The organism is Pseudonocardia broussonetiae (assembly GCF_013155125.1).
In the GTDB taxonomy this organism is placed as follows: domain Bacteria; phylum Actinomycetota; class Actinomycetes; order Mycobacteriales; family Pseudonocardiaceae; genus Pseudonocardia; species Pseudonocardia broussonetiae.
In genome coordinates, this window is the sequence record NZ_CP053564.1 from 6,690,529 (window position 1) to 6,714,178 (window position 23,650).

The window sequence follows — 23,650 nt, forward strand, 5'->3', positions numbered from 1 at the left end:
GCCGGCGAAGGCAGTAACCCCAGGCAGACGCACCCAAGGAGCACATGATGTCGATCTCGACCAGCCTCAAGAAGATCGCCCAGCTGACCGTCGGCGGGTTCCTGGCCGCCGGCCTCATGGCCGGTCTCGCCACCCCCGCATCCGCCGCCCCGCGCGACTGCGCCTACATGGGCTACGGCAGCTACGTCGACGGCCTCGCCCTCGACCACCGCGACGACGAGGTCGTGCTCGCCAACGCGATCAACGCCTACCGCGCCCAGCACGGCCTGCGCCCGCTGACCTACTCCCGCACCCTGGCCCGCCCCGCGATGTGGGCGAGCCTCGACAGCTACAACCGCGGGTTCTCCCCCAGCAACCACGTCGACACCCGCGGCATGGGCGTCGCCCAGCGCGTCGAGTTCTGCTCGGGCTACACCGGCTACCTCGGCGAGATCAACTACTGGGGCACGGGGACGTCCCAGTGGGTGTCGCCCACGGCGGCGCTGAACTGGTGGAAGAACTCCCCCGGTCACAACGCCCGCCTGCTCGACCCGAACGCCACCACCTTCGCGGTCGGCCAGGCCTACCAGGGCTACCCGACCATCACCCGGGCGCACTACACGGTCGTCTTCGGCAACCACTGACGCCGACCGGCCCTTGTCGCGGCACCGGGTCGTCACGAGACTGACCCGGTGCCCGACAAGAGCCAGCTCCTCAACTACATCGACGGCGACTTCCAGCCCCCCGCCGAGGGGGGCTGGACCGACGTCGTGAACCCGGCCACCGGCGAGGTCTACGCCACCGCGCCGCTCTCGACCGGGCCCGACGTCGACGCCGCGTTCGCCGCCGCGCAGAACGCGTTCGCCTCCTGGCGGCGCACCACGCCCGGGGAGCGGATGGAGGCACTGCTGAAGATGGCCGAGGCCGTCGAGCAGGGGGCGTCGCGACTGATCGAGGCGGAGGCCCGCAACACCGGCAAGCCGCTCGGGCTGACGGCGTCGGAGGAGATCCCGCCGATGGTCGACCAGATCCGGTTCTTCGCGGGGGCGGCCCGGATGCTGGAGGGCAGGGCGAGCGCGGAGTACATGCGCGGGTTCCAGTCGACGATCCGGCGCGAGCCCGTGGGCGTCGTCGGGTCGGTGGCGCCGTGGAACTACCCGATGATGATGGCGGTCTGGAAGTTCGCCCCCGCGCTGGCCGCGGGCAACACCATCGTCCTCAAGCCCAGCGACACCACCCCGGCCAGCGCCGTGCTGATGGCCGAGCTGTTCTCCGACATCCTGCCGCCCGGCGTGTTCAACGTCGTGTGCGGCGACCGCGGCACCGGTGCGCTGCTGGCCGGCCACCCCACGCCCGCGATGGTGTCGATCACCGGGAGCACCCGGGCGGGCAAGGCCGTCGCGCAGGCCGCGGCCGCCACCGTCAAGCGCACCCACCTGGAGCTGGGCGGCAAGGCCCCGTGCGTGGTGTTCGCCGACGCCGACGTCGCCGCGGCCGCCGAGGGCATCGCCGTCGCCGGGTACTTCAACGCCGGCCAGGACTGCACGGCCGCCACGCGCGTGATCGTCGACGAGTCGATCCGCGGCGCGCTGGTCGAGGCGCTCGCCGAGCAGGCCGCGGCCGTCCGCCTCTCCCGCGACGAGGTGCGCGGCAGCGAGGACCTCTACATCCCCCCGGTCAACAACCCGACGCAGCTCGCGCACGTGTCCGGGCTGGTGGAGCGGGCGCCGTCGCACGCGCGGGTGGTGTCGGGCGGCGAGAAGGCGGGCGGCGGCGGCTACTTCTACACCCCGACCCTGGTCGACGGCCTGCGCGCCGACGACGAGCTCGTCCGCACCGAGATCTTCGGTCCGGTGATCACCGTGCAGGGCTTCACGGGCGAGGCGCAGGCCGTCGCGATGGCCAACGACACCGACTACGGCCTCGCCGCGAGCGTGTGGACGCGCGACCACGGCACGGCGCTGCGGGTGTCGGCGGCGATCGACTCCGGCTGCGTCTGGGTCAACTGCCACATCCCGCTCGTGGCCGAGATGCCGCACGGCGGCGTGAAGCAGTCGGGGTACGGCAAGGACCTGTCGGCGTACTCGCTGGAGGACTACACCCGCGTCAAGCACGTCATGTCCTGGGTGGGCGAGGGCGAGTAGTCTCTCCTTCACTCTGCGTGAGCCGGACGGCGTGAGGCGGGCGGGATGTCGGGTGCGCTGGACCGCGTCGTCGTCCGCTCGTTCGAGGTCGCGGTCCGGGCGCTGTGGGGCTTCACGCCGCGGGTGATGGAGTTCGTCGTCGCCGACCTCGGGCCGGGGCCCGCCGTCGCGTGGATGGCGTCGCACATGCCCCGCTACCAGCGCACCCTGCAGGTGCTCGGGCCGGTGCGCACGCACCTGGCCTGCCTGGCGGTGTCGCTGGTCAACGGCTGCCGCTACTGCAGCTACGGCCAGGCCTACGCGCTGGAGCTGCTGCACCTGCGCGAGCGCGGGACGCTGTTCCCCGTCGACGCGGGGACGGTCGCGGGCTGGGCCGGCGCACCCGTCGACGAGCTCCGCGCCCGGCTGCGGGCCGCGCTCGAGCAGGCGGGGCTGCACGCCGAGGTGGTGTGGACCGACGGCGCGTTCGACCTCGCCGTCGGCGCCCACCCACCGATGGGCGCCGACGAGGAGCGGGTCGCGCACCTCGTCACCATGATCGGGCAGCTCAACCGCGTCGGCACGGCCCACGGCCTCGAGCCCGACGAGGCGCACGACCCCGTCAACAAGGACGCCGCCCTGCGGGCGCGCAACGCGGCGCTGCGGGCGGCCTGAGCCGTCACGGGGGTATGAAAATACCGTTCTCGCGCCACAGGTGGTATTTGTATACCGACAGCGGGACGAGGACGTGGAGGACATCGGTGCTGGAGCTCAAGACGCCCCGGGAGATCGACGCGATGCGGGTGACGGGGGCGTTCGTCGCCGAGCTGCTCGCCGACCTGGCCGGGCGGGCCGACGTGGGGGTGAACCTGCTCGACCTCGAGCTGCGCGCCCGCCGGATGATCGAGGACCGCGGCGCGGAGTCCTGCTACTGGGACTACGCGCCGTCGTTCGGGCGGGGGCCGTTCCGCAACGTGGTGTGCCTGTCGGTCAACGACGCCGTGCTGCACGGGCTGCCGCACGACTACGTGCTGCACGACGGCGACCTGCTGAGCATGGACATCGCGGTGTCCGTCGACGGCTGGGTGGCCGACTCGGCCCGCAGCGTCATCGTCGGGACGCCGCGACCCGAGGACCAGCACCTGGTCGCGGCCACCGAGCGGGCATTGGCCGCCGCCATCGCCGCCGCGGTGCCGGGCAACCGCCTCGGCGACATCTCCGCGGCGATCGGCGCCGTGGCCACCGGCGCCGGCTACCCGGTCAACACCGAGTTCGGCGGCCACGGGCTCGGGCGGACGATGCACGAGGACCCGCACGTCCCCAACCAGGGCAAGGCGGGGCGCGGCCTGCGGCTGCAGCCCGGCCTCACCCTCGCGCTGGAGCCCTGGCTGGCGGCCGGGACCGACAAGATCACCTACGACGCCGACGGCTGGACCATCCGCTCCGCCGACGGCTCCCGCACCGCCCACTCGGAGCACACGATCGCGATCACCGACGGCGCCGCGCGCGTGCTGACGAGCCCGGCCGACTAGCTCTCGAGCTTCACCTCACCCATCTCCATCCACGGGTCGCCCGGCAGCTCCTGGTAGACGATCTTCGGCACCGACGCCACGACCGAGGGCAGCCAGCCGAAGAACCACTGCGCGTGCTCGGAGCCGACGTGGGCCTCGCCGGCAGCCTGGTCGACGTAGTTGGCGAGGACGGCGTACTCGTCCGGCTGCTCGACGCTCGCGAAGCAGCGGAAGACGAGGTTGCCGGGTTCCTCGCGGACCTGGGCGGAGTAGCGGGTGATGCCGGCGAGGAAGTCCTCCCGCTTCTCCGGACGGACGTCGATCCTGATCACGATGAAGATCACGGTGTCTCCCTGCGTCGGTGTGGGTCAGGAGTACCGCACCGGGTGGGGTGGTGGTGTCTCATTGCGGAGCGTTCGGTTCGGTGGTCGGGTCCGCCGCGCACCGGTTCCGTGCCGCTCGCAGCTGATGTGCGGAGTACGGAGCTGGTGTGTCGGGGCTGGTGATCGTCGGGAGTGTGGCTGTGGGGTCGTGGCGGCGACCCTGGCGTCGCGTTTCCGGTGATCACGGCCCGGTGATCGTCGGGAAGGTGACGTCAGGGTCGGTGGGAGGGCCGTGGGGGTGCGGTTCCGGCGATCAAGGCGTGGTGGTGGGCGGTGGGAGGTCCGTGAGGGCGCGGTTCCGGTGATCACGGCAGCGCTGAGGAACGGGCAGCGGGGTGCCGCGGCGGGGCGGCGGGCGGCGGGCGGCGGGCGGCGGGCGGCGGGCGGCGGGCGGCGGGCGGCGGGGCGGCGGCGGGCGGGCGCGGCGGCGGGCGCGGCGACGGCGGCGGGGGCGGCGACGGCGGGCGGGGCGGCGGCGGGCGGGCGCGGCGGCGGGCGGCGGGCGCGGCGACGGCGGGGGCGACGGCGGGGGCGGCGACGGCGGGGGCGGCGACGGCGGCGGATCGGTGCGCCCTCCTGCTGCCCAGTTGCGCCACACCGACCAACCTGGTCCGCCGATCCGGCAACCCGCTCGCTCGTCCGCCGCCGCACCGCCGTTCTGGCAACCGCTCGTCGACCGCAGTACACCGGTTCCGCACCCCTCACACCGGTTGCAGCTGGTGTGCCGAGCACGAAACCGGTGCGTCAGGGCCGGGAATTCCGGTGATCGTCAGGAGTGTGACACTGGGGTCGTGGCCGCGACCCTGACGTCACACTCCCGGTGATCACAGGCCGGTGATCACCGAGAAGGTGACGTGAGGGTCGGCGCGAGGACCGTGATGATGCGGTTTTGGTGATCACCGAGACATCCCGGCCGCCGCGGCCTGCGGTGCAGCCAGGCGCCGCCTCGCTCGTCATCGCCGCCGGGCTGGAGCTGAACACGATCTTCGGCGTGCTCCTGGCGGTGTCGTTGCTGGGTGCGGCCCCGGCGCTGGTGGTGCCGGCGCAGGCCCGGACGGTGGCACCGGCGGCGGTGAGGGAGGAACCGGCAGTGGTGGCCCGGACCTCCCAGCCGGCCCCTGCGGCCGCGCCCCTCCCCTGGCCGCGACCCTCGCCCGCATACCCTCGCCTGCCCGCGACCCTCGCCCGCCCCTCACCCCCGCCCGCCCCCCGTTGCAGCAAGGCCACCTCCATGCCACGGGATGGCATCAAGGTGGCCTTCCTGCAATTCCGAGGGGGGACGAGCCGGCGGCGGCGCGGGCGCACTGACCCGCCGCCCCTCCCCCGCTTGCAGGAAAGCCACGTTCACGCCATCCGGTTGCGTGAACGTGGCTTTCCTGCAACTCCGGACGGCCCGTCAGACCCGCTCCACCACCGCCGCCAGCCCCTGGCCCCCACCGATGCACATGGTCTCCAGCCCGTACCGCGCCCCGCGCCGCACCAACTCCCGGGACAGGGTGGTCAGGATGCGGGCCCCGGTGGCGCCCACGGGGTGGCCCAGCGAGATGCCCGAGCCGTGGACGTTCACGCGCTCCAGGTCGTCGTCGGTCAGCTTCCACTCCCGTGTCACGGCCAGGACCTGCGCCGCGAAGGCCTCGTTCAGCTCGATCAGGTCGACGTCGGCCAGCGCCAGCCCGGCGCGCTCCAGCGCCAGCGCCGTGGCGGGGACCGGGCCGATGCCCATCGTCGCGGGCGGCACCCCGGCCACGGCCCACGAAACGAGCCGCACGAGCGGGCGCAGGCCCAGCTCGGCCGCCCGCTCCGGGGTGGTGACCACGGCGATCGCGGCCCCGTCGTTCTGGCCCGACGCGTTGCCCGCGGTGACCGTCGCGTCCGGGTCGCCGGCGCGCAGCACCGGCTTCAGCTTCGCCAGGACCTCGACGCTCGAGTCGGGCCGGATGTGCTCGTCCCGCTCGACGACGGTGTCGCCGCGCCGCCCCGGCACCGTGACCGGCACGATCTCCTCGGCGAACACGCCCGCCTCCTGCGCGGCCGCGGCCCGCCGGTGCGAGCGCACGGCCCACGCGTCCTGCTCCGCGCGCCCGATGCCGTACTCGCGGCGCAGGTTCTCCGCGGTCTCCAGCATCCCGCCGGGCACCGGGAAGTGCTCGCCGCCGGCCGTCACCCGACCGCGGGCCAGGGCGTCGTGCAGCAGGACCCCCGGCCCCGCGCCGGCGCCCCACCGCATGTCCGACGAGTAGTGCGGCGCGCGCGACATCGACTCCACGCCGCCCGCCAGCACCACGTCGCTCACGCCGGTCTGCACCTGCATCGCCGCGGTGAGCACGGCCTGCAGGCCCGAGCCGCAGCGGCGGTCGATCTGCTGTCCCGTGACGGTGACGGGCAGCCCCGCGTCGAGCGCGACGACCCGCCCGACCGCCGGGGCGTCCATCGTCGGGTAGCTCTGCCCGAGGACGAGCTCGTCGACCGCGGCGGGGTCGAGCCCGGTGCGCTCCAGCAGCGCCCGGACGACGGTGGCGCCGAGGACGTGCGCGGGCACGGACCGCAGGGCGCCCCCGAACCCGCCGACGGGCGTCCGCAGCGGTTCGCAGACCACGACCTCACGCATCGACGGCCTCCGGGACCTCGACGCGGAACGGGGCGGCGGTGCGCGCCCGCACCTCGTCGACGGTGACGCCCTCGGCCAGGTCGACGAGCACGAGCCCGCCGTCGCGCACGCGGAACGTCGCCAGCTCCGTGACGACGACGTCCACCGCGCGCTGCGCCGTCAACGGGTACGAGCACTCCTCGACGATCTTCGGGCTCCCGTCCTTCGCGGTGTGCGTGGTGGCCACGACGACCGTCCGCGCGCCGACCAGCAGGTCCATCGCCCCGCCGACGCCGAGCACCGGCTTGCCGGGCACCGACCAGTTGGCGATGCGGCCGCGGGCGTCGATCTGCAGGGCGCCGAGCACGGCGACCTCCACGTGCCCGCCGCGGATCATCCCGAACGAGTCCGAGCTCGCGAAGAAGGAGGCGCCGGGCCGCGCGGTGACCGGCTTCTTGCCCGCGTGGACGAGGTCGGGGTCGGCCTCGCCGGGCAGCGGGGTGGGGCCGACGCCGAGCAGGCCGTTCTCGGTCTGCAGGTGCGCGGCGTGCTCCGGCAGGTGGTCGGCCACCAGCGTGGGGATGCCGATGCCGAGGTTCACCACCGCGCCGGGCGGGATGTGCGGCACGACGCGGGCGGCGATGACGTCCTGAACACTCATCGCGCACCTCCCGACAGCACCAGGGCGTCCACGAACAGGTGCGGGGTCACGATCTCCTCCGGGTCGAGCGCGCCGACCGGCACGATCTCGTCGACCTCGGCGATCACGAGGTCGGCGGCCGTGGCCATGTCGGGGTTGAAGTTGCGGGCGGTCTTGGCGTAGACGAGGTTGCCCAGCGCGTCGGCGGCGCGGGCCCGGACCAGCGCGACGTCGGCGCGCAGGCTCTCCTGGTAGAGGTGCGGCTCGCCGCGGATCACGCGCTCCTCGCGGCCCTCGCCGAGGTCGGTGCCCCAGCCGGTGCGCGTGTAGAAGCCGCCGATGCCCGCTCCCCCGGCCCGGATCGCCTCGGCCAGCGTGCCCTGCGGCACGAGGTCGATCTCCAGGCGGCCCTCCTGGTACGCGGCGACGACGTCGGGGTTGCTCGTGAAGTAGGAGCCGACCGCCTTGCGGACGCGGCCCTCCAGCAGCAGCTTCCCCAGCCCGCGCCCGGGCTCGCCCAGGTTGTTGCTGACGATCGTCAGGTCGCGGGTGGCGGTGGCGGTGAGCAGGGCGTCGATCAGCGTCAGGGGCGCGCCGACGAGGCCGAACCCGCCGACCATCACGGTGGCGCCGTCCGGGATGCGCGCCGCCGCGGCGGCGGGGTCGAGGACCGGCGCGCCGCGCTCGGTCAGGGAGGAGGGGGTCATGCCCTCCAGGGGACCACCGGCCAACGCAGACGTCCAACATCTAGTTCGTCGCTTCGCAGAGCCTCAACGTCTAGGATGCGCGGGTGCGCTACCGCCGGCTCGGCTACTTCGTCGCGGTCGCGGAGGAGCTCAGCTTCACCCGCGCCGCGCAGCGCCTGCACATGGCGCAGCCCCCGCTCTCCCAGCAGATCGCCGCGCTGGAGAAGGACCTCGGTGCCGTGCTGTTCGACCGCTCGCGGCGCGCGGTCCGGCTCACCGCCGCCGGCGCGGCCCTGCTCCCCGAGGCCCGCCGCCTGCTCGCCGACTACGAGGAGACCGCGCGGATGGTGCGCCGCGTCGCCGAGGGCGCGGTCGGGCGGCTGGCCGTCGGGTTCGTCCCGTCGGCGATCCACGGCGCGCTGGCCCCGCTGCTGCGGGCCTACGGCGCCGCGCACCCCGACGTCCAGCTCGTGCTCACCGAGCGCCCGCCCGACGCGCTGCTGCGCTCGGTCCACGACGGGCGCCTCGACGTCGCCGTGCTCTACCTCCCGCTGCGCGAGCCGGACCTCGCCCAGCGCCGCATCTCCTCGGAGGACCTCGTGCTCGCGCTGCCCGTCGGCCATCCGGCCGCCGAGCGGGAGACGGTGTCGCTGGCCGACGTCGCGGGCGAGCCGTTCGTGCTCCCCGAGCAGCACGACGTGCCCGGCCTGCACTCCGCCGTCTCCGCCCTGTTCGCCGACGCCGGCGTGGCCCCGCGCGTCGCGCAGCGCGGGGTGTGGCTGGTGCAGACCGTCCTGGGCCTGGTCGCGGCCGGGGTAGGGCTCGCCATCGTGCCGTCGTCGGTGGCCGCGCCGGGGCATCGGGGCGTCGTCGTGCGGCCGGTCCGGGAGGCGGCGCACCCCGTCGAGGTGGCCGCGGTCTGGCGCCCGGACGACCCGTCCGCCGCGCTGGCCCGACTGCTCGACCTGCTCCCCGGCGGGGTCACGCCCGCACCCACCGCCTGACCAGGTCGACCACGACCGGCGTCCGGGCGTCGATCTCGGCGCCCTCCAGCGTGAGCACCGCCCGGTCCGGGCCGGGCCAGCGCAGCAGCCCAGTCGGGTCGTCGAACACGAACGACGCCGCGTCGGCGCGGACCTTCGCGCCGCGGTGCAGCACCAGGTCGAGGTGGCGCGGGCGCAGCCGGAACGTCACCCGGTCGACGCCGCCGTGGCAGAAGCTCGGCGAGCGCCACTTGATGTGCTCGGTGATCCCCGGGTCCGCGCCGAGGACCGCCCCGCGCAGCCGCGCGACGGCCTCGCGCAGCGGGTGGTCGAGCGCGTCGAGGTAGTCGTCGACGTCGCTCACCGCAGCGCCCCGGCGGGCGTCCACGCCGGGTCTCGGCCGCTCAGGGCGAGGAGGCGGTCGAGCTCCGGGGCGTCGGAGGGCACCGGGACCGGCGGCCCGAACAGCCCCGGCACCCCCTCCGGCACGCTCACGGCCGACACGAACCCCAGGCACGCCCGCACGCTCGCCGGTTCGACGTCGTAGGGGCGACCGAGGGCGCGGGCGAGGTCCCAGCCGTGCAGCACGAGCTCGTCCAGCGCGACGACGGCGACGTCGGCGGCCGGCATCGCGACGCCGCCGACCGAGGTCCTCCCCTCCAGGGCCCCCGGCGCGCGCCAGGCCCGGACCAGCGCGTCGAGCTCGGCGGACAGCGCGGTGCGCCACCGCGGGTCGAGCGGCGGCGGCTCCGGCGGCGGCGGGCCGGGGTCCGCGCCCTTCTCGGCGCCGGTGCGGAACGCCCCGCACAGCATCAGCAGGTGGCTGAGCAGCGCGCCGACCGGGATGCCGGCGCACGGCGTCGGGTCGTCGAGGTGGTCGTCGCGGACGTCGGCGAGCAGCCCGGCGACGCGGTCGGCGGCGGGGGCCAGGTCGGGCACGGAGGAGGTGGCCATGGAGGTAGGACGCCGGGGAACCCCCGTACTCATCGGTCGGGGGACGGGGGTTCACCCCCGTGTGGCGGCACCCGCGCCGGTCCTACCGTGTGCCATGCGCCGAAGCACCCCCCTCGTCCTGGCCGCGCTGGCCGTCGTCCTCGCGGGCTGCGGGAACGGCGTGCCTCCCGTCGCCGCCGACGCCCCGCCGTCGGCGGCGGCCGCCACCTCCGCGGGCGCCACCTCGCCCGCAGGCGCCGGCGAGGTCCGGCAGGTCAGCGGGTTCTCCGCGGTCGACCTGTCGTCGGTCGGCGACCTGCGGATCGAGCAGACCGGCACCGAGTCGCTGACGATCGAGGCCGCTCCCGACGTGCTCCCGCTGCTCACCAGCGAGGTGTCGGGCGGCGTCCTGCGCCTGGGCGTCGTGCCCGGCGCGGACTTCCGCACGGACCGGCCGATCGTCTACCGCCTGACGGTCGACGCCCTCGACGCGCTCACCGTCTCCGGCGCGGGCGACGCCACCGCCGCCGACCTGCGCACCGGCGCGCTCACCGTCGACATCACCGGCGCCGGTGACGTGACGCTGGGTGGCACCGCCGACTCCCAGACCGTGACGATCGAGGGCAGCGGCGACTACGACGCCCAGGACCTGCAGACCGCCACCGCGACGCTCACCGTCGACGGCGCGGGCAACGCCGTGGTCCGCGTGAGCGACCGGCTCGACGTCACCGTCGGCGGCGCCGGGTCGGTCGAGTACCTCGGCGACCCGCAGGTCACCCAGGACGTGAGCGGCGCGGGCGAGGTCGAGCGGCGCTAGGAGCGGGGCTCAGGGGGCAGGGCTCAGGGGGCGGGGCTCAGTGCCCCGTCATCCCCCCGTCCACGGCCAGCGTGCTCCCGGTGATGTACGACGACGCCGGGCTGGCCAGGAACACCACGGCGGCGTCGAGCTCGTGCTGCAGCCCCAGGCGGCCCAGCGGGCTGCGCTCCTTGACGAACGCCTCCAGCTTCTCCGGCGGGATCTGCGCGGTCATCTCGCTGGCGAAGTAGCCCGGCGCCAGAGCGTTGACGCGGATCCCGCGCCGGCCCGCCCACTGGCTCGACAGGTCGCGCGTCAGCCCGATCAGCCCCGCCTTCGTGGCGGCGTAGGACGCCTGCGGCGCGTAGGAGGCCATGAAGCCCAGCGCGCTCGCGATGTTGACGATGCTCGACCCCGGCTCCATCACGCGCGCGGCCGCCTGCGCCATCCAGTACGCCCCCTCCAGGTTGACGTCGACGACGCGGCGGAAGTCCTCGGGCGCCTCCTTCAGCGCGGGCGACGCCGTGCCCAGGCCCGCGTTGTTGACCAGGACGTCGAGCCGCCCGAACTGCTCGACGGCGGCGGCGGCGAGCGCGGTGCAGTCGTCGGGGTCGGTGACGTCGGTGGCCACGGCCAGCGCGCGGCGCCCGGTGGCCTCCACGGCCTTCGCGGTGTCGGCGAGCTTCTCCGCGCGGCGGGCACCCAGCACGACGTCGGCGCCCGCGTGGGCGAGCGCGAGCGCGAACCCGGCACCGAGGCCGGAGCTCGCACCGGTGACGACGGCGACGCGGCCGTCGAGGCGGAACAGGTCGAGGACGGGGTTCACCGGGTACCTCCGAGTGTGGTCAGGCCCGCCGCGGCGAGCGGGGCGGTGGCGGCGCCGACGGTCGAGAACCCGTCGCCGCGGGTGTCGCCGCGCAGGTGCCGCTCGTGGATCCCCTCGGCGATCACCGCGATCTTGAAGTACGCGAGCCCGAGATGGAACCCGAGGTCGGTGATCTCGCGCCCGGAGGCGCGCGCGTAGCGCTCCACGAGGGCGTCGGCGCCGGGCATCCGCGGGCTGGTCGACGCGGCGGAGCCGCCGAGCACCGCCCCGAACGCGCGGTCCCCGTAGACGACGTGCAGGGCGAGGTCGGCGAGCGGGTCGCCCAGCGTCGCCATCTCCCAGTCGACGACGGCGCGCACGCGGCCCGGGTCGTCGGGGTCGAGGATCGTGTTGTCGATCCGGAAGTCGCCGTGCACGATCGCGGCGCCGCTCTCGGCCGGGCAGGCCGCCTCCAACCGGGCGTGCAGCGCCTCGACGTCGGGCAGGTCGCGGGTGCGGACCCGCTCCCACTGCCCGTACCAGCGGCGGACCTGGCGACCCAGGTAGCCCTCGGGACGCCCGAAGTCCGCCAGCCCGACCGCCGCCGGGTCGACGGCGTGCAGCGCGGCGAGGGTGTCGACGAGCCCGTCGGCGCAGCGGCGGACGTCGGCGTCGGAGAGGGCGTCGAGGTCCTCCTCGCTGCGGACCACGACGCCGTCGACGAACCCGACCACCGCGAACGGCACGCCGAGCACGTCGGCGCCGGCCAGCGCGACGGGTGCGGCCACCGGGACGCCGTGCCCGTGCAGCGCCTCGACCACGCGGAACTCGCGGGCCATGTCGTGCGCCGAGGGCGTCAGCACGCCCAGCGGCGGCCGGCGCAGGATCCACGTCGAGACGCCGTCGGTCAGCTTGTAGGTGAGGTTGGACCGGCCCCCGGAGACGAGCTCGGCGCGCAGCCCGCCCGCGTAGTCCGGGACGCGGTCGGCGAGGAAGCGGTCGAGGGCGTCGAGGTCGAGGCCCTCCACGACGGGGGCGCTCACGCCCGCGCCGCCGCGGTGTGGCGGCCGACGACCCGGCGCGCGATCGACCAGCGGTGGGTCTCCGACGGCCCGTCGTAGATGCGGAAGGGGCGGACCTCGCGCAGGAACCGGCCCAGCAGCAGGTCGCCGGACACGCCGACCGAGCCGCACAGCTGCAGCGAGCGGTCGACGACCCGCCACACGGCCTCGGCGGTGAACGTCTTCGCCATCGACACCTCCAGCCCGGCCGAGCGCCCCTGGTCGAGCTCCCAGCAGGCGCGCAGGATCAGCCCGCGCGAGGCCGCCACGTCGATCTCGTTGTCGGCGATCATCTGCTGCGCCATGCCCAGGTCGGCCAGCCGCGCGCCGAACAGCTCGCGCTGCGCGGCGTGCGCGACGGCGATGTCCTGGGCGCGGCGGGCGATGCCCAGCCAGCGCATGCAGTGCGTCATCCGGGCCGGACCCAGGCGCACCTGCGCGTAGCGGTAGCCCTGGTCGACCTCGCCGATGACGGCCTCGTCGGGCACGACGCAGCCGTCGAAGTCGACCTCGAGGTGCCCGCCGAACAGGCTCTCGTCGAGCGTGGGGACGTGGCGCCCGACCTTCATGCCGGGGTTGTCGGCGTCGACGAGGAACATCGTGGCGCCGCCGCGGTCGCCGGGCTCGCCCGCGGTGCGCGCCATGCAGATCGCGAACGCGGCGCCGTCGGCCCCGGTGATGAACCACTTGCGGCCGTCGATCCGCCAGCCGCCGGGCACCCGCTCCGCGCGGGTGGTGAGCGCGTCGGGGTCGGAGCCCGCGCCGGGGGCCGGCTCGGTCATGGCGAAGCAGGAGCGGACGTCGCCCGCGGCCAGCGGCGCGAGGTAGCGCGCCTTCTGGTCCTCGGTCGCGATGGCCTCCAGCATGTGCATGTTGCCCTCGTCGGGGGCGGCGATGTTCAGCGCGACCGGCCCGAGCAGCGAGTAGCCGGCCTCCTCGAACACGGCGGCCCGCGCGCACATGTCCAGGCCGTGGCCGCCGTACTCGGGCGAGACGTGCGGGGCGAACACGCCCGCCTCCTTCGCCGCGGCCTGCAGCTCGCGGCGGACGGACTCCGACGGCACCACGCCGTCGTTCGCGACCTCGACCGGGACGACGACGTCCCGGACGAACTGCGCGGTGCGGGTGACGAGCTCGGCGACAGCCGGCTCCGGAGCGAGATCGACGGCCATTGTCGCGCCTCCTGGCTAATGAGTGTTAGCCGTCATGGGACACGAGATGGTGGCATCGGGCAAGTCCGCTGCTGGGAACGTCACATCCGGGCTACCCTCCGTTGGCCGAAGGAGGTGACCGATGGGTGAGGACCGCATCGCGGGCATCCGCGACGCCGCGCTCGACCTGTTCGTGCGCCGCGGCTACGAGGCCACGACGATGGCCGACATCGGCGCGGCCGTGGGCATCCGCGGCCCGAGCCTCTACAAGCACGTCAGCTCGAAGCAGGAGCTGTTCGCGCGGCTGGTCGTCGAGACGATGGAGGGCCTGGTCGCGCTGCACGACCGGGCCGTCACCGGCGTGGAGGACCCGGTGGAGCGCCTGCGCCGGGCCGTCGACGCCCACGTCCGCTTCCACGCCCGCAACCGGCGCGAGGCCTTCGTCGGCAACCGGGAGCTGCGCAGCCTCGTCGAGCCGCACCGGTCGACGGTGCTCGCGCTGCGCGCCGCCTACGCCCGGCGCTTCGAGGACGTCGTGGCCGCGGGCGTCGCCGCCGGGGTGTTCCGGGTGGAGTCGCCGCAGCTCGCCGCGTTCGCCCTGCTCGACCTGGGCATGGGCGTGGCGGTGTGGTTCCGCTCCGACTCCGGCCCCTCCGAGGACGAGGTGGCCTGGCAGCACGCGGAGTTCGCGCTGCGGCTGGTCGGGGCGCGGTAGCCGCCCTCGTCGACCGCGGTCAGACCTCGAGCAGCACGCGCGCGGTGTCGGCCCACTGCGCCAGGTGCGGGTCGCCCGCGGGGTCGCGGCGGTCGAAGGCGTAGGCCATCGCGACGCCGCGCATGCTCGTGAGCAGCAGCTCGCGCAGCTGCGGATAGCGCGGGTGGCCGGCGAGCTCGGGCCCCCACATGCGGTCGACGCCCTCGCGGATCACCCCGCCCAGGCGCCGCTCCCCCGGCAGCAGCGCCTCGGCGATCCCGTCGTTGGTGCGCGCGGCCGTCCACATCTCCACGGCCGCCCAGAAGTACGGCTCGCGGAACGACTCCCACATGCGCTCGACCACCCACGCCGCGCGCTCCGCGGACGTCAGCCCCTCGGGCAGCGTGCGCTCGACGTCGTCGGCGTGCTCCCGCACGCGCTCGGACGCGATGTGGCCCGCGGCGGCGACGAGCAGCGCCTCCCGCGACGGGAAGTGGTGCAGCAGCCGCCCCCGCGACACGCCCGCGCGCGCCTGGATCCGCAGCGTCGTGGCCGCGCTGAACCCCTCCTCGACGAGGCAGGCCACGGCGGCCTCCAGGATCCGGGCGCGGCTGTCGACGGTGCGCTGGGCGCGGCGGGTCACGGCGGTGGTCGTCATCGGGGGTCTCCGGTCGGTCGTCGGGTCACAGGCCCATCGACTTCCCGATGACCTCCTTCATGATCTCGGTCGCGCCGCCGTAGATGCGGGTGATCCGGGCGTCGGCGTAGGCGCGGGCGATCGGGTACTCGTTCATGTACCCGTAGCCGCCGTGCAGCTGCAGGCAGCGGTCGACCGCCCGGCCCTGCAGCTCGGTGCACCACCACTTCGCCTTCGAGGCGTCGACGGCGGTGAGCTCGCCCGCGTTGAGCGCGCGCACGCAGTCGTCGACGTAGTGCTCGGCGATGTCGACCTCGGTGGCGATCTCGGCCAGCACGAACCGCGAGTTCTGGAACGACCCGATCGGCTGCCCGAACGCCTTGCGCTCCTTCACGTACTCCAGCGTCTGCTCCAGCGCCGTGCGCGCGGCGGCCACCGCCGAGATGGCGATGGAGAGCCGCTCCTGGGGCAGGTTCGTGACGAGCTGGGTGAAGCCCTGCCCCTCCTCGGAGCCGAGGAGGTTCGTGACCGGCACCTGGACGTTCGTGAACGACAGCTCGGCGGTGTCCTGGGCGTGCTGGCCGAGCTTGTCGAGGTTGCGCCCCCGCTCGAACCCCTCCATGCCGCGCTCCAGGACGAGCAGCGACATGCCGCGGTGCTTCTGCGTGGGGTCGGTCTTCACCGCGGTGATCACCAGGTCGGCGTTGATGCCGTTGGTGATGAACGTCTTCGCCCCGTTGACGACGTAGTGGTCGCCCTGGCGGACGGCCGTGGTCGTCATCGACGCGAGGTCGGAGCCGATGCCCGGCTCCGTCATCGCGATCGCGGTGATCAGCTCGCCCGAGACGATGCCCGGCAGCCAGCGCTCGCGCTGCTCGGGCGAGCAGTAGGACAGGAAGTAGGGCAGCGAGATGTCGTTGTGCAGCGTGAGGCCGAGGCCGGCCGCGGCCGCCCCGCTGCGCGCGATCTCCTCCGCGACGACGGCGTTGAACCGGAAGTCGGCCACCCCGCCGCCGCCGTACTCCTCGGGGACGTCCATGCCGAGGAACCCGGACTTGCCCGCCGTGGTGAACAGCGAGCGCGGCACGATGCCCTCGCGCTCCCAGTCGAGGTGGTGGGGCACGACCTCGACCTCCAGGAAGCGCCGGAACGCCTCCCGGAAGTCCTCGTGGTCCGACTCGTAGAGCGTGCGCTTCATCGCGGTGCCCCCTCCTCCTCGCCGGTCAGGTGGTCAGAGCAGCTCGAGGATGGTGGCGTTGGCCTGGCCGCCGCCCTCGCACATGGTCTGCAGGCCGTAGCGGACGCCCTGGTCGCGCATGTGGTGCACGAGCGTGGTCATCAGCCGCGCGCCCGAGCCGCCCAGCGGGTGCCCGAGGGCGATCGCGCCGCCGTTGGGGTTGAGGCCCTTGGCGTCGGCGCCGAGGTCGGCCAGCCAGGCCAGCGGCACCGGCGCGAACGCCTCGTTGACCTCGAACGCGCCGATCTCGTCGAGGCGCAGGCCCGACTTCGCCAGCGCCTTCTGCGTGGCCGGGATGGGCGCGGTCAGCATGATCACCGGGTCGGCGCCGGCGAGGACGGCCGTGTGCACGCGCACGATCGGCGTGAGCCCCAGCTCGCGGGCCTTCTCGCTGGTCATCATCAGCAGCGCGGCGGAGCCGTCGGAGATCTGCGAGGCGTTGCCGGCGGTGATCACGCCGCCCTCGGGCTTGAAGACGGTCTTGAGCCCGGCGAGCGACTCCACCGACGAGCCGCGGCGGATGCCCTCGTCACGGCTGACGACGGTGCCGTCGGGCAGCGTGACCGGGGCGATCTGGCCGTCGAACCGGCCCTCGTCCTGCGCGGCCGCCGCCTTCTCGTGGCTGGCCACGGAGTACTCGTCGAGCTGGGTGCGGGAGAAGCCCCAGCGCTCGGCGATCATCTCGGCGCCGACGCCCTGGTTGGGGCGCACGTCGCCGTAGCGGGCGGTGAAGTCGGCGCCGTACGGGTCGGCGCCGGCGATCGAGGAGCCCATCGGCACCCGGCTCATCGACTCGACGCCACCGGCGACGACGACGTCGTACTGCCCCGCGACCAGACCGGCCGCGGCGAAGTGCACCGACTGCTGGCTCGACCCGCACTGCCGGTCGACGGTGACGCCCGTGACGGTCTCCGGCCACCCGGCCGAGAGCACCGCGGTGCGCGCGATGTCGAAGGTCTGCTCGCCGATCTGGGACACGCAGCCCCAGACGACGTCGTCGACGACCGACGGGTCGATGCCCGTGCGCCCGGCCAGGCTGCGCAGCACGTGCGCGGACAGGTCGGCGGGGTGCACCCCGGACAGGCCCCCGTTGCGCTTGCCCACCGGCGTGCGCACGGCCTCGACGATCACTGCGTCCCGCATGAGGTCTCCTCGTTCCGCCGCACCACTGCGGCAGGGTGTAACAGTCAGGATTGACTGTGACACCTGCTCCAGGAGCCGTCAACCGGGGTGTGACGCGTTCCCGCCCGGGTCGGGGCCGGGCCGCCCGGGCAGCCCCGCGAGGTGGCGCCGCATCCGGCCGTCGGCCTCGGTGCCGGTCTCGCTGAGCACGCCCTGCTCGGCCAGGTGGTCGGCGAGCAGGTCGGCGACGTTGTGGATGTGCGCCGTCATCGCCGCGCCCGCGGTGGCGGGGCTGCGCCGCTCCAGCGCCCGCAGGACCAGCAGGTGGTCCTCGGGCGCCGCGGCGGCCCAGTGCGCCACCCGGCTCCACGAGCGGAACGGGGCGTAGCGGGTGGTCGACTTGAGCAGCCAGCGCAGCTTGGGCGCGTCCGACGCCATGTTGATGACGCGGTGCAGCCCGATCTCGATCGTCTCCGACGCCTGCCCGTCGCCCTGCTCCAGCGCGCGGATGAGGTCGGCCTGCATGCGGTGCAGCGTCTCGAGGTCCTGGTCGGTCAGCCGGGTGGCGGCCCGCACGGTGAGCTCGCCCGCGAAGTAGGCCTGGGCGTCGTAGAGGTCGAGCAGGTCCTGGCGCGTCATCGGCACGACGCGGAACCCGCGTCCGGGCTGGAAGCTGACGAGCCCCTCGCCGTGCAGCGACATCAGCGCCTCGCGCACCGGGGTGGCGCTGACGCCGAACCGCGCGGCGAGGTGCTCGGTGCGCAGCTTGGCGTGCCCGGTGGCCTCGCCGGTCATGATCAGCTCGCGGATCAGCCGGGCGATCTGCGGACTGAGCCGCTCGCCCGGGTCCAGGCGCGGCACGCCGGGAGTCTCGCTCACCGCGACCCGCCTCCGTCTGTGTAGAACCTGTGACTTTTCGGCACGTCTCTCCCAGCTCGGTCGGCTCGCTCTTGTCAGAATCTATAGAGTGAGCGAGGCTCTGTCGACGACGGGCTCGGTCGCGCGCCCCGTGCTCCGCGTCCGATCCCCCGCAACCCGCACTCCCGAGGAGAACCGTGAAGACCACCGCCGCCGTCGTCCACGAGGCCGGCCGGCCGCTCGAGATCGAGGAGCTCGACCTCGACGGCCCGCGCGAGGGCGAGGTGCTCGTCCGGTTCACCCACGCCGGGCTGTGCCACTCCGACCTGCACGTCATGCAGGGTGAGATCGCCGGGTGGCTGCCGATGGTGCTCGGGCACGAGGGTGCGGGCGTCGTCGAGGAGGTGGGCCCCGGCGTCACGCGGGTCGCGCCCGGCGACCACGTCGTCTGCTCGTTCATCCCCAGCTGCGGCTCGTGCCACTGGTGCGCCACCGGCCAGCAGGCGATCTGCGACTGGGGCGCCAACACCATGCGCGGGCACCTGCCCGGGGAGCACTGGCCGCTGTCCGGGCCGGCCGGGCGCTACGGCGCGATGTGCATGCTCGGCACGTTCAGCCAGTACGGGGTGATCCACCAGTACTCCGCGGTGAAGGTCCTGCCCGACCTGCCGCTCGACGTCGCCGCGCTCGTCGGCTGCGGCGTCCCGACCGGCTGGGGCTCCGCGGTCAACGCCGGCGGCGTGCGGCCGGGGCAGACCGTCGTCGTCTACGGCGTCGGCGGCATCGGGATCAACGCCGTGCAGGGGGCGCGGTCGGCGGGCGCGCGGTACGTCGTCGCCGTCGACCCGGTGGCGTTCAAGCGCGAGACCGCGCTCACCCTCGGCGCGACCCATGCCGCCGCCGACGCCGAGGAGGCCCACCGCCTCGTGCAGGAGCTCACCTGGGGCGTGGGCGCCGACACGTCCATCGTCACGGTGGGGCGCACCGACTCCGAGGTCGTCGACCGCGCGTTCTCCGTGATCGGCAAGGCCGGCACGCTGGTGCTCACCTCGATGGGCGGCGGCTTCCACGACCGGACGATCCAGCTGCCGGGCCAGGTCGCGACGCTGTGGAAGAAGACGGTGAAGGGCAGCCTGTTCGGCGACTGCAACCCCACCGCCGACATCCCGCGCCTGCTCGGGCTCTACCGCTCCGGCGACCTCAAGCTCGACGAGCTGATCACGAAGCGGTACAGCCTGGAGCAGGTCAACGAGGGCTACGACGACCTGCTCGCCGGCCGCAACGTGCGCGGGCTGATCGTGCACGAGCACTGACCACCGGTCAGGGAGCGCCGAGGCCCCCGCGCTTGACCAGCTGGGCGGCGATGACGTTGCGCTGGATCTCGTTGGTGCCCTCGCCGACGATCATCAGCGGGGCGTCGCGGAAGTAGCGCTCGACGTCGTACTCGGTGGAGTAGCCGTAGCCGCCGTGGATGCGCACCGCGTCGAGGGCCACCTCCATCGCCATCTCCGAGGCGAACAGCTTGGCCATCCCGGCCTCCATGTCGGCGCGCTCGCCGGCGTCGAAGCGCTCGGCGGCGTGCAGGATCAGCTGGCGCGCGGCGGTGATCTTCGTGCCCATGTTCGCCAGGTGGTTGCCCACCGACTGGTGCTGCCAGATCGGCTTGCCGAACGTCTCGCGCTCCTGGGAGTAGCGCAGGGCGTCGTCGAACGCCGCCTGGGCGACGCCGAGCGCGCGGGCCGCGACCTGGATCCGCCCGGTCTCCAGGCCCTTCATCATCTGCGCGAAGCCCCGGCCCTCCGTGCCGCCCAGCAGCGCGTCGGCGGGTGCGCGGTAGCCGTCGAACACCAGCTCGCAGGACTCCACGCCCTTGTAGCCGAGCTTGGGCAGGTCCTTCGACACCGTCAGACCCGGCCCGTGCTCGACCAGCAGGATCGACACCCCGCGGTGCTTGGGCTCGGCCGACGGGTCGGTCTTGCACAGCAGCGCGATCAGCTGGGAGCGCCGCGCGTTGCTGATCCAGGTCTTCGACCCGTTCACCAGGTAGCCGTCGCCGTCGGGGCGGGCGGTGGTCGTCATGGCCTGCAGGTCCGAGCCGCCGCCGGGCTCGGTGAGCGCCATCGTCGCGCGGACCTCGCCGGTCGCCATCCTCGGCAGGTAGCGCTCCTGCTGCTCGGGCGTGCCGAACGCGACCAGCAGCTTCGCGACGACGGTGTGCCCGCCCATCGCCCCCGCGAGGCTCATCCACCCGCGCGCGAGCTCCGCGGTGACCAGCGCGTAGCAGGGCATCGACACCGCCACCTCACCCCAGGGCTCGGGCACCGCCAGCCCGTAGATCCCCAGCTCCTTCATCTGCTCGATCAGCTTCTCGGGGTAGGTGTTGGCGTGCTCCATGTCGCGGACGACGGGCCGGACCTCGCGGTCGACGAACTCCCGCACGACCGCGACGATCTCCCGCTCCTCGGCGTTCAGGCTGCTCATGGGTGCATCATCGCGCGGCATGGGGCACGCTGTGAAATAGCGATCGGTGATGCCCGGATCCCGGTCCGGCATGGAGGGGCGACGACGTGGAGCTGCGGCAGCTGACGGCGCTCGTCACGGTGGCCGAGGTGGGCAGCGTCACGCGGGCGGCGCAGCTGCTGCACGTCGTCCAACCCGCCGTGACGCGCCAGATCCGGTCGCTGGAGGAGGAGCTCGGCGTCGTGCTGTTCGAGCGGACGCACCGCGGCATGGTGCCCACCGCCGCGGCCGAGGTGCTGATCGCGCGCGCCCGCCGCGCCCTGCACGAGCTCGACCGCGCCCGCGCGGAGCTGCGGCCCGACCCGGCGCAGGCCGCGGGGATCGTGAGCGTCGGCCTGCTGGAGAGCACCACCGACCTGCTCGTGCCGCCGCTGAGCGCGCAGGTCGCGCGGCGCTTCCCGGGCGTCGAGCTGCGCCTGCTCACCGGCTACTCCGGGCACCTGCAGGAGTGGCTCGACGACGGCACGGTCGACCTCTCGCTGCTCTACGACCTCAGCGACACCCCGTCGATGGCCGTCACGCACCTGCTCCGCGAGCAGCTGTGGGCGGTCGGGCCGCCCGGTGCGGGGCTCGATCCCGGCTCCCCCGTCGGCTGGGCGGAGGTGCTCGCGCACCCGCTCGTGCTGCCCGTCGCGGGGCACGGGCTGCGGGTGCTGATCGACCGCGCCCGCTCGGCGGTGCCGCGGGAGCCGGACGTCGCCGTGCAGACCAACTCGCTGGGCCTGCAGAAGCAGCTCGTCGTCGCGGGCCACGGGTGGACGGTGCTGCCGGCGGCCGGTGTCGCCGCCGACATCGCCGCGGGCCGGCTCGGGGGCGCGCCACTGGACCCGCCCGTCGAGCGGACGGTGGTGCTCGGGCTGCAGCGGGCGGGCCGGGTGCCCGACGCGGTGCGGGCGGTGGCCGACCTGCTCGTGGAGGTCACCGCGGGGCTCGTCGACGCCGGGGCGTGGCCGACGGCCCGGCCGTGACGGTTTCGCGCCGACCCGGCCGGGAACCCTCCTCGTTCAACGACGAGAGGACGGTCATGGACCGCAGCGAGCGGACGGACGGGCCCGCGGACGGCGACGAGGAGCACGCCGCCTGGACTGAGCGGATGCAGCACGACATGGCCGTGGCGCACAACATGGGCCCCGACCCCGACCCCGAGCCGCGCGACGCGGACGGGCCGCCGTCGCCGTCGTGATCCGTCAGGTGTCGAGGCCCCGCAGCGCGTTCTCGACGACCTCCGACAGCGCCGGGTGGATCCAGTACGGGCGGGTCGCGACGGTCGTCGCGTCGATCCCGAGGGCCATGGCCAGCACGAGCGGCTGCACCAGCAGCGACGCCGACGGGCCCATGATGTGCGCGCCCAGCAGGCGCCCGGTGCCGCGCTCGGCGATCACCTTGCAGAACCCCTGCTCGTCGCGCAGCGCCCAGCCGTAGGCGGTGTCGGAGTAGGGCACGACGCTGACGACGTGGTCGAGGCCCTCGTCGCGGCACTGCTGCCCGGTGGCGCCGACGCTCGCGATCTGCGGGTCGGTGAAGATCGCCGACGGGATGGCGATGTGGTCGGTCGCGCGCAGGTCGTCGGGGTGGAGCAGGTTGTGCGCCACCGTCTGCGCCTCGCGGTTGGCCACGTGCTTGAGCGCGATCTCGGTGCTGATGTCCCCGAGGGCCCACACGCCGTCGGCGGTGCTGCGCTGCTGGGCGTCGACGACGATGCGGCCGTCGTCGTGCAGGTCGATGCCGCCCTTCTCGACGTCGAGCCGGTCGGTGTTGGGCACCCGGCCGACGGCGACGAGCAGCACGTCGGCCTCGACGACGGCGCCGTCGTCCAGGGTGAGCCGGACGCCCCCGTCGTCGGTGGCGGCGGCCTCGGCGACCTCGCGGCCGGTGCGCACGTCGTAGCGGGTGCGGGCGTGCTCGGTGAACCGCTCGGCGACGGTCTCGTCCTGCGGTCCGAGCAGGCGCTCGGCCTGGTCGATGATCGTGACCTCCGCGCCCAGCGCGCCGAACACGTGCGCGAACTCCACGGCGATGTAGCTGCCGCCCAGCACCGCGAGCCGGCGCGGCACCTCGGGCAGGCGCAGCACGGTGTCGGAGGTCTCGTAGGGCGCGCCCGAGGACGCGATCGGCTCGGGCACCATCGGCCGGCCCCCGGCCGCGACGACGATCCGGTCGGCGGTGAGGTCGTCGTGGCCCGACCCGTCGGTCCGCTCGACCCGCAGCTCCCGGGGTCCGGTGAAGCGGGCGTGCCCGGCGTGGACGGTGACGTTCGGGCTGTCCTCGACGCGGAACCGCCGCCCGCTCGAGCCCAGGTCGTCGACCTTCCCGAGCACCCGCGCCTGCACGTCGGCCCAGCTCACCCCGTCGAGCCGGGCGTCGAGGTCGAAGCGGCCGGCGCGGCGCACCGCGTCCGCCACGTCGGCGGTGTGGGCGAACATCTTGGTCGGGATGCACCCCACGTTGACGCAGGTGCCGCCGAACTCCCCGTGCTCGACGATCGCCACGTCGAGGTGGGCGAACGACTCGTCGATGACGCTGTTGCCGGAACCGGTCCCGATGACCACCAGGTCGTAGTGGGGCATCGGAGGAGCGTAGGACCGCCCCGCCGACCCCGCCCGCCGACGACCCCCGCTCCGGCCGATCCTCATGATCACCGACTCGGCGCACTTCCGGCCGCATGCGGCCCCGGACGCACCCACCTGGCGATCGTGCGAGGCGGTGAACGGGGACCGCACCGCCACGGTCCCTACCCACCCCACGATCCCGCCGACGCATCTCACGATCACCGTTTCGGCAGGATCCCCGACGGAAAGCGACGCAGAGCCTGCCCAGTCGACGATCATGCGCCACCGGCGGCCGGGTGATCGCCAGGACCGCACCACCACGGCCCCGCCCACGACCCTCGCGTCACACTCCCGACGATCACGCGGCCGCGGCGCTCTGCAGCCGACCGGGCCGT

At 74.3% G+C, this 23,650-nt stretch carries 26 protein-coding genes; 10 read left to right on the plus strand and 16 right to left on the minus strand.

The features are described 5' to 3' along the window. The first annotated feature begins 47 nt into the window (after positions 1–47). From HOP40_RS32255 to map, 4 genes are all read left to right on the plus strand, one after another. On the plus strand, positions 48–623 hold the full coding sequence (locus HOP40_RS32255; protein ID WP_172166675.1) for a CAP domain-containing protein: 576 nt from the start codon (positions 48–50) through the stop codon (positions 621–623). A gap of 48 nt (positions 624–671) precedes the next feature. Then, positions 672–2,123: an aminobutyraldehyde dehydrogenase gene (locus tag HOP40_RS32260; protein WP_172166676.1), complete on the plus strand. Its 1,452-nt coding sequence runs from the start codon at positions 672–674 to the stop codon at positions 2,121–2,123. A gap of 45 nt (positions 2,124–2,168) precedes the next feature. Next, entirely contained in the window at positions 2,169–2,777 is a 609-nt protein-coding gene (locus HOP40_RS32265; RefSeq protein WP_172166677.1) for a carboxymuconolactone decarboxylase family protein, read from the plus strand. Between the two features lie 86 nt (positions 2,778–2,863). After that, on the plus strand, positions 2,864–3,634 hold the full coding sequence (gene map, locus HOP40_RS32270) for a type I methionyl aminopeptidase (RefSeq protein WP_172166678.1): 771 nt from the start codon (positions 2,864–2,866) through the stop codon (positions 3,632–3,634). On the opposite strand, the gene HOP40_RS32275 is transcribed toward map, so the two are convergent. The 5 genes from HOP40_RS32275 to HOP40_RS32295 form a co-directional block, all read right to left on the minus strand. Then, positions 3,631–3,957, minus strand: coding sequence for a putative quinol monooxygenase (locus HOP40_RS32275; protein WP_172166679.1), 327 nt, complete (start codon positions 3,955–3,957; stop codon positions 3,631–3,633). The two genes, map and HOP40_RS32275, sit on opposite strands and share 4 nt — an antisense overlap. A 344-nt stretch (positions 3,958–4,301) precedes the next feature. After that, positions 4,302–4,592 carry a hypothetical protein gene (locus tag HOP40_RS35675; RefSeq protein WP_205346996.1) on the minus strand — a complete coding sequence of 97 codons (291 nt, stop codon included), beginning with the start codon at positions 4,590–4,592 and terminating at the stop codon, positions 4,302–4,304. Between the two features lie 800 nt (positions 4,593–5,392). After that, positions 5,393–6,604: an acetyl-CoA C-acetyltransferase gene (locus HOP40_RS32285; protein WP_172166681.1), complete on the minus strand. Its 1,212-nt coding sequence runs from the start codon at positions 6,602–6,604 to the stop codon at positions 5,393–5,395. After that, positions 6,597–7,244 carry a 3-oxoacid CoA-transferase subunit B gene (locus tag HOP40_RS32290; protein WP_172166683.1) on the minus strand — a complete coding sequence of 216 codons (648 nt, stop codon included), beginning with the start codon at positions 7,242–7,244 and terminating at the stop codon, positions 6,597–6,599. The genes HOP40_RS32285 and HOP40_RS32290 overlap by 8 nt, the downstream gene beginning before the upstream one ends. Next, a complete protein-coding gene (locus HOP40_RS32295; RefSeq protein WP_172166686.1) occupies positions 7,241–7,930 on the minus strand; it encodes a CoA transferase subunit A in 690 nt (229 codons plus the stop codon). Before HOP40_RS32295 ends, HOP40_RS32290 begins: the two co-directional genes overlap by 4 nt. Before the next feature lie 83 nt (positions 7,931–8,013). Here HOP40_RS32295 and HOP40_RS32300 point away from each other — a divergent pair, with 83 nt between their 5' ends. After that, the gene (locus HOP40_RS32300; RefSeq protein ID WP_205346997.1) at positions 8,014–8,913 is read left to right on the plus strand and encodes a LysR family transcriptional regulator; all 900 of its coding nucleotides are present in this window, start codon (positions 8,014–8,016) and stop codon (positions 8,911–8,913) included. Here HOP40_RS32300 and HOP40_RS32305 read toward each other — a convergent pair. Together HOP40_RS32305 and HOP40_RS32310 are read right to left on the minus strand one after the other, a co-directional pair. Continuing rightward, positions 8,891–9,256, minus strand: a complete 366-nt coding sequence (locus HOP40_RS32305) for a DUF1801 domain-containing protein (protein WP_205346998.1) — start codon at positions 9,254–9,256, stop codon at positions 8,891–8,893. The two genes, HOP40_RS32300 and HOP40_RS32305, sit on opposite strands and share 23 nt — an antisense overlap. Further along, positions 9,253–9,846, minus strand: a complete 594-nt coding sequence (locus HOP40_RS32310) for a TIGR03086 family metal-binding protein (RefSeq protein WP_172166692.1) — start codon at positions 9,844–9,846, stop codon at positions 9,253–9,255. Before HOP40_RS32310 ends, HOP40_RS32305 begins: the two co-directional genes overlap by 4 nt. Before the next feature lie 94 nt (positions 9,847–9,940). Here HOP40_RS32310 and HOP40_RS32315 point away from each other — a divergent pair, with 94 nt between their 5' ends. Further along, on the plus strand, positions 9,941–10,642 hold the full coding sequence (locus HOP40_RS32315; RefSeq protein ID WP_172166694.1) for a head GIN domain-containing protein: 702 nt from the start codon (positions 9,941–9,943) through the stop codon (positions 10,640–10,642). Between the two features lie 37 nt (positions 10,643–10,679). On the opposite strand, the gene HOP40_RS32320 is transcribed toward HOP40_RS32315, so the two are convergent. The 3 genes from HOP40_RS32320 to HOP40_RS32330 are packed head-to-tail and all read right to left on the minus strand — an operon-like array spanning position 10,680 to position 13,659. Then, positions 10,680–11,447, minus strand: a complete 768-nt coding sequence (locus tag HOP40_RS32320; RefSeq protein WP_172166696.1) for an SDR family NAD(P)-dependent oxidoreductase — start codon at positions 11,445–11,447, stop codon at positions 10,680–10,682. Continuing rightward, complete coding sequence (locus HOP40_RS32325) at positions 11,444–12,469, minus strand: phosphotransferase family protein (protein WP_172166698.1); 1,026 nt, start codon at positions 12,467–12,469, stop codon at positions 11,444–11,446. Before HOP40_RS32325 ends, HOP40_RS32320 begins: the two co-directional genes overlap by 4 nt. Then, positions 12,466–13,659: an acyl-CoA dehydrogenase family protein gene (locus HOP40_RS32330; protein WP_172166700.1), complete on the minus strand. Its 1,194-nt coding sequence runs from the start codon at positions 13,657–13,659 to the stop codon at positions 12,466–12,468. The genes HOP40_RS32325 and HOP40_RS32330 overlap by 4 nt, the downstream gene beginning before the upstream one ends. A gap of 121 nt (positions 13,660–13,780) precedes the next feature. Here HOP40_RS32330 and HOP40_RS32335 point away from each other — a divergent pair, with 121 nt between their 5' ends. Then, positions 13,781–14,353, plus strand: coding sequence for a TetR/AcrR family transcriptional regulator (locus HOP40_RS32335; protein WP_172166702.1), 573 nt, complete (start codon positions 13,781–13,783; stop codon positions 14,351–14,353). A 19-nt stretch (positions 14,354–14,372) separates the two neighbouring features. Here the strand turns inward: HOP40_RS32335 and HOP40_RS32340 are convergent, their stop codons facing one another. The 4 genes from HOP40_RS32340 to HOP40_RS32355 all read right to left on the minus strand — a co-directional run bounded on the left by HOP40_RS32340 (position 14,373) and on the right by HOP40_RS32355 (position 18,207). Continuing rightward, complete coding sequence (locus HOP40_RS32340) at positions 14,373–14,876, minus strand: TetR family transcriptional regulator (protein WP_420821833.1); 504 nt, start codon at positions 14,874–14,876, stop codon at positions 14,373–14,375. Positions 14,877–15,015: 139 nt separating this feature from the next. Further along, positions 15,016–16,167: an acyl-CoA dehydrogenase family protein gene (locus tag HOP40_RS32345; RefSeq protein ID WP_172166707.1), complete on the minus strand. Its 1,152-nt coding sequence runs from the start codon at positions 16,165–16,167 to the stop codon at positions 15,016–15,018. A 33-nt stretch (positions 16,168–16,200) separates the two neighbouring features. Next, on the minus strand, positions 16,201–17,349 hold the full coding sequence (locus HOP40_RS32350; protein ID WP_172166709.1) for a thiolase family protein: 1,149 nt from the start codon (positions 17,347–17,349) through the stop codon (positions 16,201–16,203). Between the two features lie 78 nt (positions 17,350–17,427). Beyond that, a complete protein-coding gene (locus HOP40_RS32355; RefSeq protein ID WP_172166711.1) occupies positions 17,428–18,207 on the minus strand; it encodes a GntR family transcriptional regulator in 780 nt (259 codons plus the stop codon). Between the two features lie 176 nt (positions 18,208–18,383). On the opposite strand from HOP40_RS32355, the gene HOP40_RS32360 reads away from it, so the two are divergent. Continuing rightward, a complete protein-coding gene (locus HOP40_RS32360) occupies positions 18,384–19,499 on the plus strand; it encodes a Zn-dependent alcohol dehydrogenase (RefSeq protein WP_172166713.1) in 1,116 nt (371 codons plus the stop codon). 7 nt (positions 19,500–19,506) lie between these two features. Here the strand turns inward: HOP40_RS32360 and HOP40_RS32365 are convergent, their stop codons facing one another. Further along, positions 19,507–20,667 carry an acyl-CoA dehydrogenase family protein gene (locus tag HOP40_RS32365; protein WP_172166716.1) on the minus strand — a complete coding sequence of 387 codons (1,161 nt, stop codon included), beginning with the start codon at positions 20,665–20,667 and terminating at the stop codon, positions 19,507–19,509. Positions 20,668–20,753: 86 nt separating this feature from the next. Between HOP40_RS32365 and HOP40_RS32370 the strand changes: the two genes are divergently transcribed. Then, on the plus strand, positions 20,754–21,674 hold the full coding sequence (locus HOP40_RS32370) for a LysR family transcriptional regulator (RefSeq protein WP_172166719.1): 921 nt from the start codon (positions 20,754–20,756) through the stop codon (positions 21,672–21,674). 56 nt (positions 21,675–21,730) lie between these two features. Next, a complete protein-coding gene (locus HOP40_RS32375) occupies positions 21,731–21,889 on the plus strand; it encodes a hypothetical protein (RefSeq protein ID WP_172166721.1) in 159 nt (52 codons plus the stop codon). A 4-nt stretch (positions 21,890–21,893) separates the two neighbouring features. On the opposite strand, the gene HOP40_RS32380 is transcribed toward HOP40_RS32375, so the two are convergent. Continuing rightward, the gene (locus HOP40_RS32380) at positions 21,894–23,273 is read right to left on the minus strand and encodes a mycothione reductase (RefSeq protein ID WP_172166724.1); all 1,380 of its coding nucleotides are present in this window, start codon (positions 23,271–23,273) and stop codon (positions 21,894–21,896) included. Between the last annotated feature and the right edge of the window lie 377 nt (positions 23,274–23,650).

Excerpts from the sequence above, each read along its gene's own strand:
- HOP40_RS32255 (WP_172166675.1), top strand. The coding sequence starts at position 48 with ATGTCGATCTCGACCAGCCTCAAGAAGATCGCCCAGCTGACCGTCGGC.
- HOP40_RS32265 (WP_172166677.1), top strand. The coding sequence starts at position 2,169 with ATGTCGGGTGCGCTGGACCGCGTCGTCGTCCGCTCGTTCGAGGTCGCG.
- HOP40_RS32285 (WP_172166681.1), bottom strand. The coding sequence starts at position 6,604 with ATGCGTGAGGTCGTGGTCTGCGAACCGCTGCGGACGCCCGTCGGCGGG.
- HOP40_RS32290 (WP_172166683.1), bottom strand. The coding sequence starts at position 7,244 with ATGAGTGTTCAGGACGTCATCGCCGCCCGCGTCGTGCCGCACATCCCG.
- HOP40_RS32295 (WP_172166686.1), bottom strand. The coding sequence starts at position 7,930 with ATGACCCCCTCCTCCCTGACCGAGCGCGGCGCGCCGGTCCTCGACCCC.
- HOP40_RS32310 (WP_172166692.1), bottom strand. The coding sequence starts at position 9,846 with ATGGCCACCTCCTCCGTGCCCGACCTGGCCCCCGCCGCCGACCGCGTC.
- HOP40_RS32315 (WP_172166694.1), top strand. The coding sequence starts at position 9,941 with ATGCGCCGAAGCACCCCCCTCGTCCTGGCCGCGCTGGCCGTCGTCCTC.
- HOP40_RS32330 (WP_172166700.1), bottom strand. The coding sequence starts at position 13,659 with ATGGCCGTCGATCTCGCTCCGGAGCCGGCTGTCGCCGAGCTCGTCACC.
- HOP40_RS32335 (WP_172166702.1), top strand. The coding sequence starts at position 13,781 with ATGGGTGAGGACCGCATCGCGGGCATCCGCGACGCCGCGCTCGACCTG.
- HOP40_RS32345 (WP_172166707.1), bottom strand. The coding sequence starts at position 16,167 with ATGAAGCGCACGCTCTACGAGTCGGACCACGAGGACTTCCGGGAGGCG.
- HOP40_RS32350 (WP_172166709.1), bottom strand. The coding sequence starts at position 17,349 with ATGCGGGACGCAGTGATCGTCGAGGCCGTGCGCACGCCGGTGGGCAAG.
- HOP40_RS32365 (WP_172166716.1), bottom strand. The coding sequence starts at position 20,667 with ATGAGCAGCCTGAACGCCGAGGAGCGGGAGATCGTCGCGGTCGTGCGG.
- HOP40_RS32375 (WP_172166721.1), top strand. The coding sequence starts at position 21,731 with ATGGACCGCAGCGAGCGGACGGACGGGCCCGCGGACGGCGACGAGGAG.
- HOP40_RS32380 (WP_172166724.1), bottom strand. The coding sequence starts at position 23,273 with ATGCCCCACTACGACCTGGTGGTCATCGGGACCGGTTCCGGCAACAGC.